Source organism: Streptomyces sp. NPDC101219, assembly GCF_044767675.1.
Lineage (GTDB): Bacteria > Actinomycetota > Actinomycetes > Streptomycetales > Streptomycetaceae > Streptomyces.
In genome coordinates, this window is record NZ_JBIWOK010000002.1 from 403835 (window position 1) to 421047 (window position 17213).

The 17213-nt window shown below is 70.9% G+C and carries 17 protein-coding genes and 2 tRNA genes; 5 read left to right on the top strand and 14 right to left on the bottom strand.

The genetic code is table 11. The features are described 5' to 3' along the window. The first annotated feature begins 85 nt into the window (after nt 1-85). Nucleotides 86-1132: an adenosine deaminase gene (locus ACIRPP_RS05105; protein WP_403638068.1), complete on the top strand. Its 1047-nt coding sequence runs from the start codon at nt 86-88 to the stop codon at nt 1130-1132. Between the two features lie 85 nt (nt 1133-1217). On the opposite strand, the gene ACIRPP_RS05110 is transcribed toward ACIRPP_RS05105, so the two are convergent. From ACIRPP_RS05110 to ACIRPP_RS05150, 9 genes are all read right to left on the bottom strand, one after another. Next, nucleotides 1218-2273 (bottom strand): UDP-N-acetylmuramate dehydrogenase, encoded by a 1056-nt coding sequence (locus ACIRPP_RS05110; RefSeq protein WP_403638070.1) that lies wholly within the window; start codon nt 2271-2273, stop codon nt 1218-1220. Nucleotides 2274-2454: 181 nt separating this feature from the next. Further along, nucleotides 2455-2835 carry a DUF3291 domain-containing protein gene (locus ACIRPP_RS05115; protein WP_403638072.1) on the bottom strand — a complete coding sequence of 127 codons (381 nt, stop codon included), beginning with the start codon at nt 2833-2835 and terminating at the stop codon, nt 2455-2457. Nucleotides 2836-3000: 165 nt separating this feature from the next. Further along, a complete protein-coding gene (locus ACIRPP_RS05120) occupies nt 3001-4440 on the bottom strand; it encodes a DHA2 family efflux MFS transporter permease subunit (protein WP_403638074.1) in 1440 nt (479 codons plus the stop codon). A 110-nt stretch (nt 4441-4550) separates the two neighbouring features. Beyond that, nucleotides 4551-5123, bottom strand: coding sequence for a TetR/AcrR family transcriptional regulator (locus ACIRPP_RS05125; RefSeq protein WP_403638076.1), 573 nt, complete (start codon nt 5121-5123; stop codon nt 4551-4553). Between the two features lie 283 nt (nt 5124-5406). After that, nucleotides 5407-5835, bottom strand: coding sequence for a MaoC family dehydratase (locus ACIRPP_RS05130; RefSeq protein ID WP_403638347.1), 429 nt, complete (start codon nt 5833-5835; stop codon nt 5407-5409). An 8-nt stretch (nt 5836-5843) separates the two neighbouring features. After that, complete coding sequence (locus ACIRPP_RS05135) at nt 5844-6296, bottom strand: MaoC family dehydratase N-terminal domain-containing protein (RefSeq protein WP_164334187.1); 453 nt, start codon at nt 6294-6296, stop codon at nt 5844-5846. A 113-nt stretch (nt 6297-6409) separates the two neighbouring features. Further along, nucleotides 6410-6574, bottom strand: a complete 165-nt coding sequence (gene rpmG / locus ACIRPP_RS05140; protein ID WP_003948671.1) for a 50S ribosomal protein L33 — start codon at nt 6572-6574, stop codon at nt 6410-6412. Between the two features lie 88 nt (nt 6575-6662). After that, nucleotides 6663-6735 (bottom strand) — tRNA-Met (locus tag ACIRPP_RS05145). A gap of 46 nt (nt 6736-6781) precedes the next feature. Further along, nucleotides 6782-6854, bottom strand: a tRNA-Thr gene (locus tag ACIRPP_RS05150). Between the two features lie 448 nt (nt 6855-7302). On the opposite strand from ACIRPP_RS05150, the gene ACIRPP_RS05155 reads away from it, so the two are divergent. Further along, the gene (locus ACIRPP_RS05155) at nt 7303-8559 is read left to right on the top strand and encodes an amidohydrolase family protein (RefSeq protein ID WP_403638079.1); all 1257 of its coding nucleotides are present in this window, start codon (nt 7303-7305) and stop codon (nt 8557-8559) included. A gap of 198 nt (nt 8560-8757) precedes the next feature. Next, on the top strand, nt 8758-9414 hold the full coding sequence (locus tag ACIRPP_RS05160) for an SDR family oxidoreductase (protein WP_403638081.1): 657 nt from the start codon (nt 8758-8760) through the stop codon (nt 9412-9414). Between the two features lie 99 nt (nt 9415-9513). On the opposite strand, the gene ACIRPP_RS05165 is transcribed toward ACIRPP_RS05160, so the two are convergent. The 5 genes from ACIRPP_RS05165 to ACIRPP_RS05185 all read right to left on the bottom strand — a co-directional run bounded on the left by ACIRPP_RS05165 (nt 9514) and on the right by ACIRPP_RS05185 (nt 16103). Further along, entirely contained in the window at nt 9514-9726 is a 213-nt protein-coding gene (locus ACIRPP_RS05165) for a hypothetical protein (protein ID WP_164333294.1), read from the bottom strand. Between the two features lie 150 nt (nt 9727-9876). Beyond that, the gene (locus ACIRPP_RS05170; protein ID WP_403638083.1) at nt 9877-10071 is read right to left on the bottom strand and encodes a hypothetical protein; all 195 of its coding nucleotides are present in this window, start codon (nt 10069-10071) and stop codon (nt 9877-9879) included. Continuing rightward, nucleotides 10068-11042, bottom strand: a complete 975-nt coding sequence (locus ACIRPP_RS05175) for a hypothetical protein (protein ID WP_403638085.1) — start codon at nt 11040-11042, stop codon at nt 10068-10070. The genes ACIRPP_RS05170 and ACIRPP_RS05175 overlap by 4 nt, the downstream gene beginning before the upstream one ends. Before the next feature lie 583 nt (nt 11043-11625). Next, a complete protein-coding gene (locus ACIRPP_RS05180) occupies nt 11626-12090 on the bottom strand; it encodes a hypothetical protein (protein WP_403638087.1) in 465 nt (154 codons plus the stop codon). Nucleotides 12091-12989: 899 nt separating this feature from the next. Next, a complete protein-coding gene (locus tag ACIRPP_RS05185) occupies nt 12990-16103 on the bottom strand; it encodes an NACHT domain-containing protein (RefSeq protein WP_403638088.1) in 3114 nt (1037 codons plus the stop codon). Nucleotides 16104-16417: 314 nt separating this feature from the next. Here ACIRPP_RS05185 and ACIRPP_RS05190 point away from each other — a divergent pair, with 314 nt between their 5' ends. Together ACIRPP_RS05190 and ACIRPP_RS05195 are read left to right on the top strand one after the other, a co-directional pair. Then, the gene (locus ACIRPP_RS05190; RefSeq protein ID WP_403638090.1) at nt 16418-16612 is read left to right on the top strand and encodes a hypothetical protein; all 195 of its coding nucleotides are present in this window, start codon (nt 16418-16420) and stop codon (nt 16610-16612) included. 429 nt (nt 16613-17041) lie between these two features. After that, nucleotides 17042-17206: a helix-turn-helix transcriptional regulator gene (locus ACIRPP_RS05195; protein ID WP_403638092.1), complete on the top strand. Its 165-nt coding sequence runs from the start codon at nt 17042-17044 to the stop codon at nt 17204-17206. Nucleotides 17207-17213 lie beyond the last annotated feature (7 nt).

The window sequence follows — 17213 nt, forward strand, 5'->3', positions numbered from 1 at the left end:
ACGTACGGGCGCACTCACGTGCGAGCAAGACCACGTTCCGGGAAAGCGCTACCGGCACGGACCGCGGGTGCGGCACGATCGGGCAATGGAACGTGTACGTGATGTCTCCCGGCTGCCGAAGGCCCATCTGCACCTGCACTTCACCGGGTCGATGCGCCCCACCACGGTGCTGGAGCTGGCCGACAGACACGGTGTCCGGCTCCCGGAGACGCTGACCGACGCACTGACCAGCGGCAGGCCGCCCGAGCTGCGGGCCACCGACGAGCGGGGCTGGTTCCGCTTCCAGCGCCTGTACGACGCCGCCCGCTCCTGTCTGCGGGAGCCGGACGACATCCGGCGGCTGGTGCGCGAGGCGGCGGAGGAGGAGCTGCGGGACGGCTCGGGCTGGCTGGAGATCCAGGTGGACCCGACGTCGTACGCGCCCCGGCTGGGCGGGCTGATCCCGGCGCTGGAGATCATCCTGGACGCCGTGGAGACGGCGCAGCGGGACACCGGGCTGCGGATGCGGGTGCTGGTCGCCGCGAACCGGATGAAGCACCCGCTGGACGCGCGCACCCTGGCCCGGCTGGCGGTGCGGTATGCGGACCGGGGCGTCATCGGCTTCGGTCTGTCGAACGACGAACGGCGCGGGATGGCCCGCGACTTCGACCGGGCGTTCGCGATCGCCCGCGACGGCGGCCTGCTGTCGGCGCCGCACGGCGGTGAGCTGACCGGCCCGGCGTCGGTGCGGGACTGCCTGGACGACCTGGGGGCGAGCCGTATCGGGCACGGGGTCCGGGCGGCGGAGGACCCGTGGCTGCTGAAGCGGCTCGCCGACCGCCAGGTGACCTGCGAGGTGTGCCCGGCCTCGAACGTGGCCCTCGGGGTGTACGACAAGCCGGAGGACGTGCCGCTGCGGACGCTGTTCGACGCGGGTGTGCCGCTGGCGCTGGGCGCGGACGATCCGCTGCTGTTCGGCTCCCGGCTGGCGGCGCAGTACGAGATCGCGCGGGAGCACCACGGCTTCACGGACGCGGAGCTGGCGGAGCTGGCCCGGCAGTCGGTGCGGGGGTCCGCGGCGCCGGACGACGTGAAGGCGGAGCTGCTGGCCGGTGTGGACGCGTGGCTGGCGGAGCCGCCGGCGGCCGGCTGACCTCCGTCCCCTGCCGGGGCCGGCGGGTCCCCCGGGACAGCGGACCCCGGAGGCGGCGGACCCCCCGGGGACGGCCGGCCTCGGCTCAGAGGTGCACGCCCACCGTCACCGGTTCGTTGACGAGGGTGATGCCGAAGGTGCGGTGCACACCGGCGACGACCTCCCGGGCGAGGGCCAGCAGGTCCTCCGTCGTCGCGCCGCCGCGGTTGGTCAGCGCGAGGGTGTGCTTGGTGGAGATGCGGGCGGGTCCGGTGCCGTAGCCCTTGGTGAACCCGGCCTTGTCGATCAGCCAGGCGGCGGACGTCTTGGTACGGCCCTCACCGGCCGGGTACGCGGGCGGCTCGGCGTCGGGGCCGAGGTGCTCCCGCACGCGCGCGCGGAACGCCTCGAACGCGTCGGCGGTGAGGATCGGGTTGGTGAAGAAGGAGCCCGCCGACCAGGTGTCGTGGTCCTCCGGGTCCAGGACCATGCCCTTGCCCGCGCGGAGCTTGAGCACCGCCTCGCGGGCCGTGTCCAGCGGGACGCGGTCGCCGGGTTCGACACCGAGGGTGCGGGCGGTCTCCGCGTACCGGAGGGGCCCGGACAGGCCGCCCGCGTCCTCCAGGGCGAACCGGACGCGCAGCACGACGTACCGCTCGGGGTCGGCCTTGAACCGGCTGTGGCGGTAGGAGAAGGCGCAGTCCTCGTTGGCGAGGGTGACCGTCTCGCGTGCGGTGCGGTCGTAGGCGACCACCTCGGTGATCGTGGAGGAGACCTCCTGCCCGTACGCCCCGACGTTCTGGATGGGGGTGGCGCCCGCCGAGCCGGGGATGCCCGCCAGGCACTCGATCCCGGCCAGCCCGGCCTCCACGGTCCGGGCGACGGCGTCGGTCCACACCTCTCCGGCCGCCAGTTCGAGGCGGGTGCCGTCGAGCGTGAAGCCCCGGGTGGCGACGACGAGTGCGGTGCCGTCGAAGCCCTTGTCGCCGATGACGAGGTTGGAGCCGCCGCCGACGATCAGCAGGGGCGTCCCGGTGTCGTCGGCCTCGCGGACGACGGAGATCACCTCGTCGTCGGTCGTCGCGGTCACCAGCCGGGCGGCGGGACCGCCCAGCCGGAGGGTGGTCAGCGGGGCGAGGGGAGCGTCGTGGAGTTCCTGCACGGGCCCAAGACTACGGCCCCCGCCGGGCGGTCCGGCGGGGGCCGTGCGTGCGGTCACGGGGGCGCGGGCAGGGACGGGCGGGCGGCCCGGGGCCGTCCCCGGGGCCGCGGCTGCTCGGCCCCGGGCCCGAGGACTGCCGGGAGGTGGCTGTCGTGCCTGACGCGCATACAGCGGAGGCGCATCAGGTCAGACGGCGCTGTACCTCGGTCCAGTCGACCGGCAGGTCGTCGCTCTTGGCCGGCCAGGAGACGAACTTGGAGTCCCGCATGTGTGCGGAGAGCTTCCGCGCCGTCGGCCCGTGCGGGCGGCTCCGGGCGAAGGCGGAGAGCGCCTTCGGCGACTCCCAGGCGGACAGGGTCCAGAAGGTGCGGCGCAACGGCTCCGCCTTGAGCGAGGCCCCGTACGCGCCGGGTGCCCGGCTCACCTGCCACCAGATGGACGGGGTCTTCAGGAAGAACCGCAGGGCTCCCCAGAGGCTGCGGGTCTCGAAGCGGGAGGCGAAGACGTGCACCTCGGTGTGCGGCGGCGGGGTGTTCGGGACGGTCCAGGGGAGGGTGGGCATGACGCGGTCCTTCCTAGGTGCCGGGTGTGGGGTGTCGGGCGTGCGTGCGTCGGTGTCGGTGGTGCGTGGTTCGCGCCGTCGTGCGTCGGCGGGGGGCGGGGACCGGCCGGAGGGCGGACGGTCCCCGTCCCCGTCGGGCCTGCGGGCCTGCGGGCCTGCGGGCCGTCAGGGCACCTTGTCCAGGACGGGTTCGGCTGCCGGGGCCGCCGGTGGTGCGGCGGGGCCGACGGGCCTGCGGGCCGGGATGAGCAGTGCGGCGACTCCGGCGAGGGCGACGGCCGCGGAGCCCGCCACGAGCGCCGGCCGCATGCCGTCGACGAAGGTCTGGCCGGACTCGTAGCCGCCGCGGGCCGCGAAGATCGAGGCCATCACCGCGATGCCGAGGGCGCCGCCCACCTCACGCAGGGCGTTGTTGGCGCCGGAGGCGATGCCCTGCTCCTTCGTGCGGACGCTGGACATGACCAGGTTGGCGGCCGGGGCGAAGTACAGGCCCATGCCCACGCCACTGATGATCAGGGCGGGCAGCTGGGCGGCGTAGGAGACGTCGGTGGTCACCACGACCGCGAACCAGCCGAGGCCGAGGGACTGCAGGAACAGCCCGGCGGCCACCACCGGCCGTCCGCCGATGCGGTCGGAGAGGATGCCTGCGACCGGCGCGACCACCATGGGCATGCCCGTCCAGGGCAGCATCCTCAGGCCCGCCTCGGTGGGCGAGTAGCCGAGCACGTTCTGCAGGAACTGGGCGAGCAGGAAGATCGAGCCGAACATGCCGAAGAACATCAGCAGGCTGGCCGCGTTGATGCCGGCGAAGGCGCGGGAGCGGAACAGCCGCATGGGCAGCATGGGGTTGCGGGCGCGGGTGCTGTAGAGGACGAAGCCGACGAGCAGCGCCGTGCCGGCGAACAGGCCGGTCAGCACGGTGGGGCCGGTCCAGCCGTCGGCGGGCCCGCGGACCAGGCCGTAGACGATGCCGAAGAGTCCGCTGCTGGCGAGCAGGGTGCCGGGTACGTCGAGCGGGGCCCCGGTGCCGTAGGACTCGGCGAGGCGCAGCCGGGCGAGCGGGATGAGGGCGAGGCCCAGCGGCACGTTCAGCCAGAAGATCCACTCCCATGCGATGTGCTCGGTGAGGCTGCCCCCGACCAGGGGTCCGGAGGCCACGGCGAGGCCGTTGACGGCACCCCAGATGCCGTAGGCGGCCCCGCGTCGTGCCTCGGGCACGGCTGCGGTGAGCAGGGTCAGCGTCAGGGGCATCATGACCGCGGCGCCGGCGCCCTGGACCGCGCGGGCGGCTATGAGGGCGTCGATGCCGGGGGCGAGGGCCGCGGCCGCGGACGACGCGGTGAAGACGGCGAGGCCCACGATGAAGAGGCGCCGGCGGCCGAAGCGGTCACCGAGAGCGGCACCGAACATCAGGAGCACGGCGAAGGTGAGCGTGTAGGCGCTCACGGTCCATTCGAGGTCGTGCAGTGCGCCGCCCAGGTCCTCGCGGATGGAGGGCAGTGCGGTGGTGACGACGAGGTTGTCCAGGGCCGCCATGAAGCCGGCGACGCTGGTGATGACGAGGGCCCAGGCGGCTCCCCCGCGACGTTCGGTGTGAGGTGACATCGCTCCCCCAGGAGGTGATCGCACTCGTTGATGATTAGTAATCGATGACTAACTTTCATGGTCATGAAAGACCGGTCCGCCACGGGACGGACGGGTCCGGTCACCAGGCCCTACGACGCCGGCTCCTGCCCTTCGTCCGGTTCCGGCAGGGCGAGGCCCTCCCAGACGCGGTGCTCCGGCGGGAACCCCATGGCGGCCAGGCAGTTGATGAGCATGCCGTAGGCCATGAAGGTCGTCGTCTCGCGGACGTCCGCCCCGAGGGCGAGGTGCGCGGTGTCCCACAGACGCATCCAGCCGTCTCTCACCGTGGCACCGAACTCGTGATCGCCCTCGCGCTCGGCGGCCGCCACCGCGAGATACATCTGCATCTGCATCTGGAGTTGTTCGGGCTGCTCCGCGATGGTCCTGTTGTAGGCCTGCGCCATGGCGCGCAGCGCTTCCTCGCCCTCCAGGCCCTCGGAGGCCTCCGCGAAGGCGCGGATGGTGTCCTCCACGCAGTGTTCGGCCGCCGCGAGGAAGATCGCCTTCTTGCTCGGGAAGAGCCGGAAGAGGTACGGCTGCGAGACGCCGACCCGCTTGGCGATCGCCTCGGTCGAGGTGCCGTGGTAACCGCCACGCGCGAACTCGGCCGTCGCCGCGCGGATGACACTCCGCCGCCGCTCCTCTGCACTCATCCTGACCATGAGAAGTAAGTTAGTACTCAATCACTAACTACGTCAAGAGGGATTCCGATTCGGGACGGACCCTGGGGGGCAGCGGTAAGGGGCGCCCTCCAGGGAGGAGCGCCCCTTACCGACCTGCATCGGCCGGCCCTGCTGGCCCTCGGACCGATGTCGCGGACCGGAGCGGCAGGCATGGCGGGCGAGCCCAAAACCGGACCCGGACCCGAAAACTCGGACCCGGCCCCAGACCCGGACCCGGACCCGGACCCGGACAGGAAACCCCGGACTCGGACCCGGACCCGGCTCAGGCGAGCCGCACGACCGCGCGGGACATGCCGAGCACCTTCTGCCCCGCACTGGTCACCGTGAGGTCCACGCGGACCGTGTTGTCGTCCAGCTTGGCCGCGACCTTGCCGCTCACCTCGATGGTGGCGCCCTGGTCGTCGTCGGGGACGACGACCGGCTTGGTGAACCGGACGCCGTACTCGACGACCGCGCCGGGGTCCCCGGTCCAGTCGGTCACCACGCGCACCGCCTCGGCCATGGTGAACATGCCGTGCGCGATGACGTCGGGCAGGCCGACCTCCTTGGCGAACTTCTCGTTCCAGTGGATGGGGTTGAAGTCACCGGAGGCGCCCGCGTACTGGACGAGAGTGGCGCGGCTCACAGGGAAGGTCCGAGCGGGCAGCTCGGTGCCGACCTCGACGTCGGCATAGGCGATCTTCGCCGTCATGGTGTTCGTCACGCCCCCTCGGCCGCGCGGGCCACCAGCTTGGTGCGGGCGGTCACGACGTGCTCGCCGGCCTCGTCGTACACGTCCCCGCGGATGTCCAGGAAGTCGTTGCCCGCCATCGACTTGATGCCCTCGATGGTGGAGACGACGGAGAGCCGGTCACCGGCCCGGACCGGGCGGGTGTAGGAGAACTTCTGGTCCCCGTGCACCACCCTGCTGTAGTCCAGCCCGAGCTGCGGGTCGGCGACGACCTCACCGGCGGCCTTGAAGGTGATCGCGAAGACGAAGGTCGGCGGGGCGATCACGTCCGGGTGGCCCAGCGCCTTGGCGGCCTCCACGTCGGTGTACGCCGGGTTGTCGTCCCCGACCGCCTCGGCGAACTCACGGATCTTCTCCCGGCCCACCTCGTAGGGCGCGGTGGGCGGATACGTCCGCCCCACGAAGGACTGGTCCAGCGCCATGCGCGCGGCACCTCCTGTGTCGGCTGTTGACGGGCATCGTCGACGTGCAGTGCGGTGAAACGACGCGAGGCCGCCCCCAGTGGTCCGGGGACGGCCTCGTGCACGAGCCTGTTTTATCGCGTTTCGCGGTGCGCGGTGTGCGCATTGCAACGCGGGCAGTGCTTCTTCATCTCAAGACGGTCCGGGTTGTTACGCCGGTTCTTCTTGGTGATGTAGTTCCGCTCCTTGCACTCCACGCAGGCCAGCGTGATCTTCGGGCGGACGTCGGTGGCAGCCACGTGAGTGCTCCTTGACGAACGGATTGACTGAATTAACGCAGAAAGAGTAGCCGATCGAAGGACCGACCCCGCAATCGGCTACTGTCTGTAGCGGTGACCGGACTTGAACCGGTGACACAGCGATTATGAGCCGCTTGCTCTACCGACTGAGCTACACCGCTGAGATGCGATCGGGCCCCGCCTCGCGACGGGAACCTCCCACACCAGAGCCCCAAAACGGAATCGAACCGTTGACCTTCTCCTTACCATGGAGACGCTCTGCCGACTGAGCTATTGGGGCGAGCGAGGAAGACATTACACGCTCCGCGGCCGATCGCCCAAATCCGATTCGCGGGTCCGATCCACTCGGAACCGTCGGTCCGCGTCACTCGGATCCGAGGGTCCGCGTCACCCGGATCAGCCGGTCCGCCTCCCTCGGAACCATCTGTCCGCCCGCTCGCAACCGCTGCTCTCCCCCCTTCCCTCTCGGGTCCTCCCCGACCTCCGCGAGGTCCCCTCCGCCCTCCCGGCCACGGGCAGTTCGCCGCGTCACCCACCTTCCACCGCACCGCTCGGGGCGCACTGTCCGCCCGCGCACCACCACGCCGGTACGACTATTGCGCTCCTCCCGGCGAGGGACGGGTCGCCACCCTAGGCTCTACTCACTCTGCGTGATCTTGCCTCTGAGTGATCTTGTCACTGCGCGGTCCTGCGGGTCCTTCGCGCGCAGCCCGAGCCCCTGGAGTGCGATGCCCGACAGCCAGCCGCAGCCGCCGTTCTCCTCCTCGTCCTCGGGCGCGGCCGCCCCGCCCCCGCTCCTGCTGTGCGGCGCCCGGCTGACCGACGGCCGGATCGTGGACGTGCGGCTGGGCGGCGGGCGTATCGAGGCGGTCGGCACGTCCGGCAGCCTCGCGGCGGACGGCTCCCGCGCGTGCGGCGCCCGGGTCGACCTCACGGGCCACCTGCTCCTGCCCGCCCCGGCCGAGCCCCACGCCCACCCCGCGACGGCGCTGTCCGCCGACATCGGCGGCCCGGTGCCCTACGACCCCGAGGCCGTCCAGCGCCGGGCGACCGAGGCGGCGCTGCTCCAGCTCGGGCACGGGGCCACGGCGCTGCGCGCCCACGTGCGGGTGGGTGACGTGGCCGGTCTCGGCGCGCTGACCGCGGTGCTCCGGGCGGCGCGTTCGCTGCGAGGGCTGACGGAGCTGACCACGGTGGCGATGCCACGGTTGCTTACCGGAGTGGCCGGCGCGGAGGCACGGGCGGTCCTGCGGGACGCGATGAAGATGGGCGCGGCCGTGGTGGGCGGCTGTCCGGACCTTGACCCCGACCCCACGGGGTACGTGGAGGCGGTCCTGGAGGTCGCGGCCGAGCACGGCTGCCCGGTCGACCTGCACACCGACGCCGCCGAGCCGGCCCGGCTCACCCGCCTGGCGGCGATGGTCGGCGGGCTGCGTCCCGGGGTCACCCTCGGTCCCTGCGCCGGCCTCGCCCGGCTGCCCGCCGACCAGGCCGCCCGCACGGCGGACCGGCTCGCAGCGGCCGGGGTGACGGTGGTGTGCCTGCCCCAGGGCGGCTGCGGTGCCGCGGACCGCCGGGGTGCCGCTCCGGTGCGGCTGCTGCGCGCGGCCGGGGTCAGGGTCACCGCGGGAAGCGGCGCCCTGCGGGACGTGTCGAATCCCGTCGGCCGCGGCGACCCGCTCGAGGCGGCGTATCTGCTGGCCTCCGGGCACGGCCTGTCCCCCGCCGACGCCTACGCCGCGGTGAGCGCATCGTCGCGGGCTGCGCTGGGCCTGCCCGAGGTGCGTGTGGAGGCGGGTTTTCCGGCCGAGTTGCTGGCGGTGCGGGCGGACAGTCTGCCGGGCGCACTGTCCCTGGCGTACAGCCGTGTCGTGGTGCACCGGGGCCGGGTGGTGGCCCGCACCAGCGCCGTGCGTGAGTACTGCGGTTCGGCGACGACGACGGAGCTGGGCCTGCCGCGCCAGGGACGCGGCGGGACCCCGTGAGCGGCGGTGGGCGTGCAGAGCCCTCGACTCCCGCCCGCAGTCGGGAAGTTGCCTGACGCTGCGGCGGTGCACGGCAGCGGGCCGGACCCCGGCACGGACCGACCGCACGGACGCTCCCGTGGCGGCGAATGCCGCAATCCGGAGTGGCGCATGCGCGTGGTGCGGCGAACGAGGGCCGTCCGGCGTACGGTCGAAGACATGCGCATTGTCATCGCTGGTGGTCATGGTCAGATCGCGCTGCGGCTGGAGCGGCTGCTCGCGGCGCGCGGATACGAGGCGGCGGGCATCATCCGCAAGCCCGAACAGGCGGACGAGCTGCGGCGGCTGGGTGCCGAACCGATCGTTCTCGACCTGGAGTCGGCGAGCGTGGAGGAGGTCGCACAGGCGCTGGAGGGAGCGGACGCGGCGGTGTTCGCGGCCGGAGCGGGTCCGGGCAGCGGGGCGGCGCGCAAGGAGACGGTGGACAAGGCGGCGGCGATCCTCTTCGCCGACGCGGCCGTCCGCGCGGGCGTGCGCCGCTTCGTCGTCGTGTCGTCGATGGGCGCCGACGCGTCCCACCCGGGCGACGAGGTCTTCGACGTCTACCAGCGCGCCAAGGGCGAGGCGGACGACTACGTGCGCGGCCTGGACGCCCTCGACTGGACCATCCTGCGGCCCGGCATGCTCACCGACGACGCGGGGACCGGCCTGGTCCGCCTGGAGGCCCACACCGGCCGCGGTCCCATCCCCCGCGACGACGTGGCCGCCGTCCTGGCCGAGCTGGTGGACACCCCGGCGACGGCCGGGCTGACCCTGGAGCTGATCAGCGGGCAGGCCCCGGTCTCGGTGGCGGTGAAGTCGGTGGCGGGCAACTGAGCCGCGGCCGGGGCGCAACGGCGGGCAGGCGCGAACGTCCGGGCGCCCTCAGGGTCCGGGCGCCCTCAGGGGCCGGTCGCCCTCAGGGGCCGGTCGCCCTCAGAACAGCGGCATCTGACCGGGGAACTCCGGCAGGACGTAGCCGTCCAGCCCCGGCTGCTCAGCTCCGGGGCGGGCCTGCCGCCGTGAACCGGGGCACGACGTGAGCTCCCCGCTCTGCCGTGCGCCGGGCGGATCGTGACGCGCGTACCGCCCGGCGACGACGGCGATCTCACGACGGCACTCGGGACACGTTCTGCGACGGGACGACATACCGCCAGTCTGCCCGTGCCCGGTCCGAACCAGAGCGAGAGGAACCCCTGCGCGCCGCGGAACGCGGAAGGGAGGGGTTCCTCTTACGTGTGTCCGTGTGGCGGCCTGCCACCGCGCCCGTACCCGTACCCGGGACCGGCCGTCGGGACGTCAGGGCCTCGGATCTCGCCCGGTCCAGCCCCGGCCGGCCCGTCGGCGCAGGACGGCCGCCCCGCCCAGCGTGGCCGTCAGGAGGACCGCCACCAGGGCGAACGTCGCCCATACCGGCGGTTCCAGCGCCCGCAGCACCAGCGCGCAGACCACACTGACCACCGCGACGGTCAGTGCCGCGATGCTGTTCCTCACGAGTACTTGCAGTTCTTGTCGCTGACGATCTTCCACTTGCGCTTCGAACCGAACTTGTTCTGGTAGCACTTCTTCGGCTTGAGCTTCTTCACCTCGGCCCACGTCGGGAAGAGCACCTTGCCGCCGACCGCGAGACCGCAGGCCGTGCCGAGGATCAGCTTCGCCTTGCCGCAGATGTAGGCCAGTCCGACCTCCACGCCGAAGCCCACGGCCAGGGCGGCGGCGCCGAGTTCGTGTCCCCACATGTTGATGTAGACGCCCCAGCCGAAGGTGACCTTCGGGTCGGCGACCACCGGGAACGCGGTGTTCTCGTTCGTGTCGATGTCCTGGACGAGGGTGTGCCCCTCGGCCGTGTAGCGGGTCGGCACCGGACGGCCCTGCGCGTCCTTCGCCCAGGGGGCGGCGACGGAGCCGGCGACCGTCTCCTCCCCGCCCTCACCCTGCTCGACGATGTCGAAGCCGCCGCCGTCGTCCGGGCGCAGCGAGGCGCCGTCCGGGAGGTCCAGTTCGAACCGGTGCCGGGTCGGTGCGGCGCTGTCCTTGAGGGTGACGAGCGTCCGGACGGACCCCTCCACCGTGGGCTGCACGGCGAGGTCGACAGAAGGCGCGGCGCCCGGGTAGACGACGGTGCCGCTGCCCGCCTTGACACCGTTCACGTCCTTGGCGCCGGCCAGGCGCAGGGTGAGGCGGTCACCGTCGGTGCCGCCGACCTCCACGGGGCCGTTGGCCGTGGCCGGGGCGGTGATGGTGACGGACTCCGCCTCGCGCTCGACGGTGGCCTCGGCGGAACCGTCCGCCCGTTCACGGGACGGAGCGAGGTCGGCCGCGCCCGTGGCGCGTTCCACGACGGCCGCGGCCTGGGCCACGGAGTTCGACGACGGTCCGTCAGCAGCGACGGCCGGAGCGATGGTCCCCACCAGAGCGGCGGCGGTGATCGCCGCGATACCGGCCAGCGGACGCCGGTACGACATTGCCCGAAGCAACGTTTCCCCCAGTTTTCGATTGTTCGATCGGTCGTTCCCGTCGGCATGGTCGGTGCCGACGGCGGAGATGATCTTCCGTGTGTTTCCAGCCGTTGTAAAGCCGGGGTGACGGGGCTCATAGACAGGGCGGGGGGACTGTGTTCCCCCGCACAGACGCCAAGGGATCACCTGCTGAGTGGCACCAGTCGGCGCCGCATCGACCGCAAGACTCGGGCCGCGGGTGGTGCCTCCTCCCTGGCCATGCACCCCGAACCCACAGGCCACGCGCTCGCCGGACCGGCCTTGCGGGTCCACTCAGGCCCCGAGCACACCCGCCTTCGCCCATCCCGCACCAGCCGTTCCGGTGCAGCCGGGCGGCGCGCCGACGGTCGCGAGCATCTTCCTGCCCGACGTCCGAGTGGTCACCGGATACGCCATCGAGCACTCGCAGCACGCACCCGCCGCGGCCCGCTTTCCTGGGCGGCTGGATAGCCGTCCAGGTTCTCGGTCTGAGCCGCCACCGCAGTGCCACGACGGTGAACTCGCAAGGCCACATTCAAGGCCACATTCAAGGGCAACAGGTTCGGGTGCCCTACACGCACTGCTCTGGGTGTTCGGCCCAGTATTTGGCCACAGCCGCCCACCACTTCGGACGTTCCTCGATCAAATGGACAATCGCCGGAGAGGTGCGCCGGAGAGACAACGCATAGTCGCGCCACCCCGCGTAGAACTTGATATCGGGACTGGCTTCGGTAATTACAAGACCATAGTCCACCACGTCGGCGAGCATGCCCGCGATGACGAGAACACGGACCCGCTGATGTTCGTCGTCCGGGAGTGATGTGCCGCCGTAGAAGTGGCCGTACAGCCAGGGCTCTGCGGCAATCAGGCTCTCGATCTGGTGCAGCCGTTCCATCCCGTTGTACATGGCAGACACGCCTGCCACGCCGTTGCTGATCGCCGTCTGCCGTGTCAGTTCTCGTGTCTGCCAACTGGACACGAGTAACGATGCAACCACACCGATCGTCGCGATCAATCCAAAGATCTTTTCCATCATCCCCCCCCAAAAAAAGGTATCGGTGCTCTACCCCCGCGAGTGATCCACTAACGGAGCCTTTGCGCGCCAGATCCCGCGCGAATTCCCCGTTATTGCTCCCGCCACTTCCGACACTCAGCTACGCCAGTGGTGGCCTCTCCGTCTAGCCGAAATCGCGGTGCCGCCCATGCCAGCCAGAAGCCATCAAGGAATTGGAGACACCCAGCATGACGTAACCCATCTCCCAACCCCTGGCATGCCGGGGTTTCGCTCGGGCTCGGCTCAGGGTGAACGCGTTGGAGAGCACCCGGCGTGCCGGTCCCAGCGTCGCGGTACTGCACAAGGTGTACGCCAGGTTCTTGACCAGACCCGGGAGCTGCGAACAACTGGATCGACGCGGCGCTCCGGATGGGAACGAACCGGAGCGACCATGCTCACCCCCCGGGGGGGGGGGACACTCGGAGGACCCGCACGGATCAAACGTGGGGTACGGGCGGTACGACGTCAGACACGTCCACGCCCGGCCCACAGTCAACCGAGCAGAGGCGGCAACAAAAAACCCCCTCCGACCAGGTAAGTACCTGACCAGAGGGGGTCTCCCTCAGCGTGGCGGCGCCAGGATTCGAACCTGGGAAGGCTGAGCCGGCAGATCTACAGACCGCGCAGGAAAGCTCGAATGAACTGGACTTTCCTGGGTTCTGTACTCGCCGGCCCCACATCTGCCCCGCGTTCCCCTTGGTGGTCGCTTGGCCCACACATGGCCCACTGGCCCTCCCTCCTCGACCGGTGCGGCCGCCTCTGCCGTCGCGAGGGAGACATGATCATTGGCCTCAGCCACCATCCCCATACTGACTCCATTGCGGTACAGCTACCGGCATAACCCCAGAACCGGAATCAGCGTGTTGTTCTTATGTAAGCCCTTAGAGCCCGCTCCTGTGGTGGATGAGCCGGTCATGAATTCGGCCGTCTTCGCTGTCGAGGCCCGGATGGGAAAGCCCGAAGCGCTCCAACGCCTGGACCAGGGAGTAGACGACCGGAGGGGTCAGTCGGCGCTGGTCCCGCTCCAGGGCACGTAGCAGAAGGCTCCGCAGCAGGGTGCGCTGCTCGCCCGGGAAGACCGACATGCCCAGGTGCCTGACGCACTCCCGATACAGCGCCTCCAAGTCGTTGACGGCCATGGAGTTCACGTCGTCGGCGAGCAACAGCTGCAGCACCTGGTCGAGAGCAATCCTGTACTGGTCGTCATTCTCCTGCAGGGGCAAGCCGTGGTCGCCGCCATCGAGACGCCCTGATGCGATCCCCAAGGCCAGCAGGTCCGCGTCGGCGCGGCAGCTGAACAGGGCCCGCCGGGCGACGACATCGGCGGAGGCCTCCCCCAAGGTGTGACTGCTCAGGGTCCAAGCGGGCAGCCGCACCATTTCCTCGCCCTGGGGGAGATCCGAGGCCCAGGACAGCAGAATGTCCTGCCGCGGACCGCCCTGTCGATCCACCACGGCCCGTTCAGCCATGAGGCACTGAGGCAAATCACCCCAGAGCGTCTGGTCCAGCTGCGACTCCCACAGACCAGCGAGCCGCCGCCACGCCCCGGGCACGTCGGTGGTGTCCAGGAGATCGGACACATACGTCTCGCGGCTGAGCAGGACGTGCAGCAAGGTGACGTTCGCCGAGTAGTACGCGAGGTGCAGCAGCGGTGTCAGTTGCCGCGGCTCGTACGGGATTTCGGCTTCCGGTGCTCTGTCGTCGAGGCAGCTCCTCAGGATGCCCTCCAGCCGCCGACACATATCCTGGCGCCGTTCGGGAGCGGCGGCCGCCACGAGGTCGTCGAGCCGCTCCAAAACCTGGGTCCGCTCGGTGAGCAGGGCGAAGGCCAGCAGGGCGTATAGTCGCGCCCCGTCGCCGGTCGCGGTGAGGTGCTCCAGCTCCTTCCAGATGGAGCGGGCAACCAGATACTCGCTGAACGTGGCGTGCAGGAACTCATACGCCTTGCTGGCCCGCCCGCGTCGCACGGCCTGCGCCTCGTGGATGAAGAAGAATCGGCCGAACGCGCGGTCGTCCGACCAGCCCCAGTCGCTGCCGAGTAGCGCCCGCGCGTCCCGCGCCACGTCAGTGCCGCCGACGCTCTGCCGCCCGCGGTTGAACATGGCGAGCGCCACCACACTCAGGCGCGCCATCTCCTCCTCGGCCTCCCGCTCGACCTGCTGCGGGAAGCGGGGGCGCGGATGGTGTTTGCGCACCTGGCGCTTGACGAAGCCGAGTAGCAGTTGCTCGTACAGGTCGGCGCCGCTCACCTCCGACCTGCGCACCCGCGCCAGATCGTTTTCCTCGGCGTCGTACAGCGCGAGGAGTAGCAACAGCAGGGGTTGGAAGGCGAGTTCGCGGTAGGGCTCCAGTGCGGCCGGAGTGAGCTCCGCGAGTCCGTGCTCGGCGAAATAATTCCGGTTGACCGTGTTCCAGACGGCGAGCCAGCGGTCCCTGCGTTCGGTATCGAAGGGCTCCAGGTAGATCGCCCTGCAGCCGGGCGGGGTCCTGCACCGGTCCATGACGACGGTGCGGCTGGTGATGACGACAGCGAGCGGGCGCCCTGCCGCCGCCTCCCGCTCCTGGAATGCCTGCACCTGTTCCACGTAGTCCCAATGCCCAAGCTCCCCTGCCTGCATCAGCTCGTCGAGGCCGTCGAGGAGCACCACGGGAATCCGGCCTGCGGCGCCTTCGAGCACATCGGACCAGGTGCCCTCCTCGTCGAGCTGCACGGCGACGGAGTGCGTGATCTGCTCCAGGACCGAGGCGTCCGCATCCACCGAGCGCAGCTCCACCCGCACTGGCAGGAAGTCGGAGGCTGGGAGGCGCGCCATGAGGACCCTGGTCAGCAGGGACTTACCGATGCCCGGATGGCCGAGGACGAGTAGCGGGCGGCACACGGCCTGCGGACCGGTGAAGTGCGTGGCGAGCCAGGTGCCGAGCGACGCCCGATCGCGGTGCTCACGCCACCACGCGTCGTCGTGCACGGGGTCGCCTTCCCGCACGACGACGGTACGCACGGCGGGTTCCACGTAGCCCATGCCTAGGCTGGGAACGGTCACCCGGGAGTGGTCTTGCGAGCTCTCGATCAGGGAGTGGCCGAGCTCCTGCGAGGGGCGCCGGCTCAGGATCCGCGCTGCGCCGAGCGGCGGGGGGTGCGGCGACACGGTGAAGGCGGCGCTCAGTCCGGCGAGGGCCGTGCCCGCGGCGGCCGGCGTGCGGTTCCGGATCCCTGCGTGGAACCACAGCTCCGGCTCGTGTTCCGCCAGCGGTTCGAGCAGGTCCAGGAATCGGGACGCGGTAACCATGGGATACGGCAGCTTCATGTGCGCGGTCGAGTTCTCCCAGCGCTCCCAGAGCCGTTGCAGCAGCTCTCTGTCCGCCGCTTCCACGGGCTCCTGCGGCGGCATCGTCAAGGACTGCATGAAGTGATGCAGCACTCCGGCCGCCTCCCGCTCGGCCTGCACATACTCCTTCTGCTGCGTCCGTTCCTGCTTGCCCCTGTTCTCGGCGTTCTCGGCCAGGTCGTCCATCACGTCTAGGAGTGCGGCCAGGCACAGCACCTGCACCATCGCGCGGCCGACCGCGCAGCGTGTCATGCGGTCGGCCGCACGCACGCGGGCAGGAAACCCGTCTATGGCGTTCTGGCACAGCTGCCGCAGCCCCGCCCGGAAGCCGCCCGGATCCGGTTCGTCGACTACCTGCTGCGCTCGGTCCCGGTCCTGGGACAGCTCCGGATCGATCAGCAGGGTCAAGCAGTTCGGCCAGGTAAGCCGGGCCGCCTGGAAGAGGTCCCAGGGGTCGACCCGGTACGGCTGCGCGTTCTCCGTCGGCCGGGTCCCCGCGCCGCGGGTCAGGTCCTCGACCAGCTGTCCGTGGCGCGTCCGCCACGTCGCCAGCTCGGCCTTGAGCGCGGGCCCTTCAGCTCCGCCTCGCCGCGCACAGTAGGTCACGATGCCCGCCACGTCGTGCCAGGTCGGGGGGCGGGTCAGCCGCCCGTTGAGCAGGGCGGACACCGCGCCCTCCGACTTGCGAATGGCCTCCGCTAGTTGGGCCTGCTGGACCTCGGCACGCCGTACCAAGACCTGTAGCTCGCGGCAGAACGCGGCTACCTCTCCCCCGTGTTGTGCACCGCCCACGCCCGGCGCTCCCCTCGGCCCGCGGTTCGGCATGCTTCGCCGTACTTCAGTCCAGAGTAGGGCTGACCTGCGCGCGCTGTACGTCGCTTCACCTCAGTTCGGGTTCCCTGACTGCGCGCCCCGACCCCGGCGAACCTGGCGGCACAACCCGATCCCGTACCGCCACCACGGTCCGACCCACGGAGCCCACCATGACCCTGCCGCCGATCGTGACCGCCCTGGGGCCCCAACTCCTGCCCGTGGTCGCCCTGTTCCTCCTCGCCCTGTTCGCCGCCGTGCTGCTCCCTGCCGTCTGGTCCCGCAAACCGGCCCGCCGCCGCGCGGCCGAGCGCATCGTGCGGTTGCTGGTCGACGCGGCCACCATTGTGTTCCGGGGCCGACGATGACCGGCCGGGAGGGGCGCCGACGCGACCAAGAACGCGCCAAAGCCGGACCGCTTCCGCGTCACGTGTCTTCCGCTGGCCGTACGGTCATGCACAGGTGATGGAGTGATCAAGGGGTGGCGCGCGGCAAATACCGCAACTGGATCAGCTCGCACGGCAACCTAGCCCAGCCCCCCGTCACACTTATCGACGACTACAAGGGCATCCTGCAGCCGGGTGAGCCTGCTAGCGAAGAGCAGGCTCCCGCCGACGAGCTCAGCCCACCGATCTTCTCTGCCGGGGATCCCGCGGTCGACGAGTATCAGCTCGCCTCTACTCCTCCTGCAGATCTGCAGCCTTCAACCCGCTTTCCAACTGTCCGCGTGGCTGTTCGGGGGTGTTCGCGAGGGGTCAACGGGGAGGTCAGGTGGGGTAGGTGTACGGCGGCGGACGGTGACGGCCGTTGGCGCACTGGACAAAGAACAGGACCGCGCCGCCTTCTACCGCCTCCGCGCCCGCGGCAAGGCCCCCATGCTCATCAAGCTCCCCAACGGACACATCCGCTGCCGCCGCAGCGACCTCGACGCGTGGTGGGCCGCGCACGAAATCGCAGCCTGACCCTGAC

Coding starts and splice junctions, on each gene's coding strand:
- ACIRPP_RS05180 (WP_403638087.1), bottom strand. CDS start 12,090: ATGATGGAAAAGATCTTTGGATTGATCGCGACGATCGGTGTGGTTGCA.
- ACIRPP_RS05190 (WP_403638090.1), top strand. CDS start 16,418: ATGACCCTGCCGCCGATCGTGACCGCCCTGGGGCCCCAACTCCTGCCC.
- ACIRPP_RS05160 (WP_403638081.1), top strand. CDS start 8,758: ATGCGCATTGTCATCGCTGGTGGTCATGGTCAGATCGCGCTGCGGCTG.
- ACIRPP_RS05115 (WP_403638072.1), bottom strand. CDS start 2,835: ATGCCCACCCTCCCCTGGACCGTCCCGAACACCCCGCCGCCGCACACC.
- ACIRPP_RS05165 (WP_164333294.1), bottom strand. CDS start 9,726: ATGTCGTCCCGTCGCAGAACGTGTCCCGAGTGCCGTCGTGAGATCGCC.
- ACIRPP_RS05125 (WP_403638076.1), bottom strand. CDS start 5,123: ATGGTCAGGATGAGTGCAGAGGAGCGGCGGCGGAGTGTCATCCGCGCG.
- ACIRPP_RS05155 (WP_403638079.1), top strand. CDS start 7,303: ATGCCCGACAGCCAGCCGCAGCCGCCGTTCTCCTCCTCGTCCTCGGGC.
- ACIRPP_RS05120 (WP_403638074.1), bottom strand. CDS start 4,440: ATGTCACCTCACACCGAACGTCGCGGGGGAGCCGCCTGGGCCCTCGTC.
- ACIRPP_RS05105 (WP_403638068.1), top strand. CDS start 86: ATGGAACGTGTACGTGATGTCTCCCGGCTGCCGAAGGCCCATCTGCAC.
- ACIRPP_RS05130 (WP_403638347.1), bottom strand. CDS start 5,835: ATGACGGCGAAGATCGCCTATGCCGACGTCGAGGTCGGCACCGAGCTG.
- ACIRPP_RS05175 (WP_403638085.1), bottom strand. CDS start 11,042: ATGTCGTACCGGCGTCCGCTGGCCGGTATCGCGGCGATCACCGCCGCC.
- ACIRPP_RS05135 (WP_164334187.1), bottom strand. CDS start 6,296: ATGGCGCTGGACCAGTCCTTCGTGGGGCGGACGTATCCGCCCACCGCG.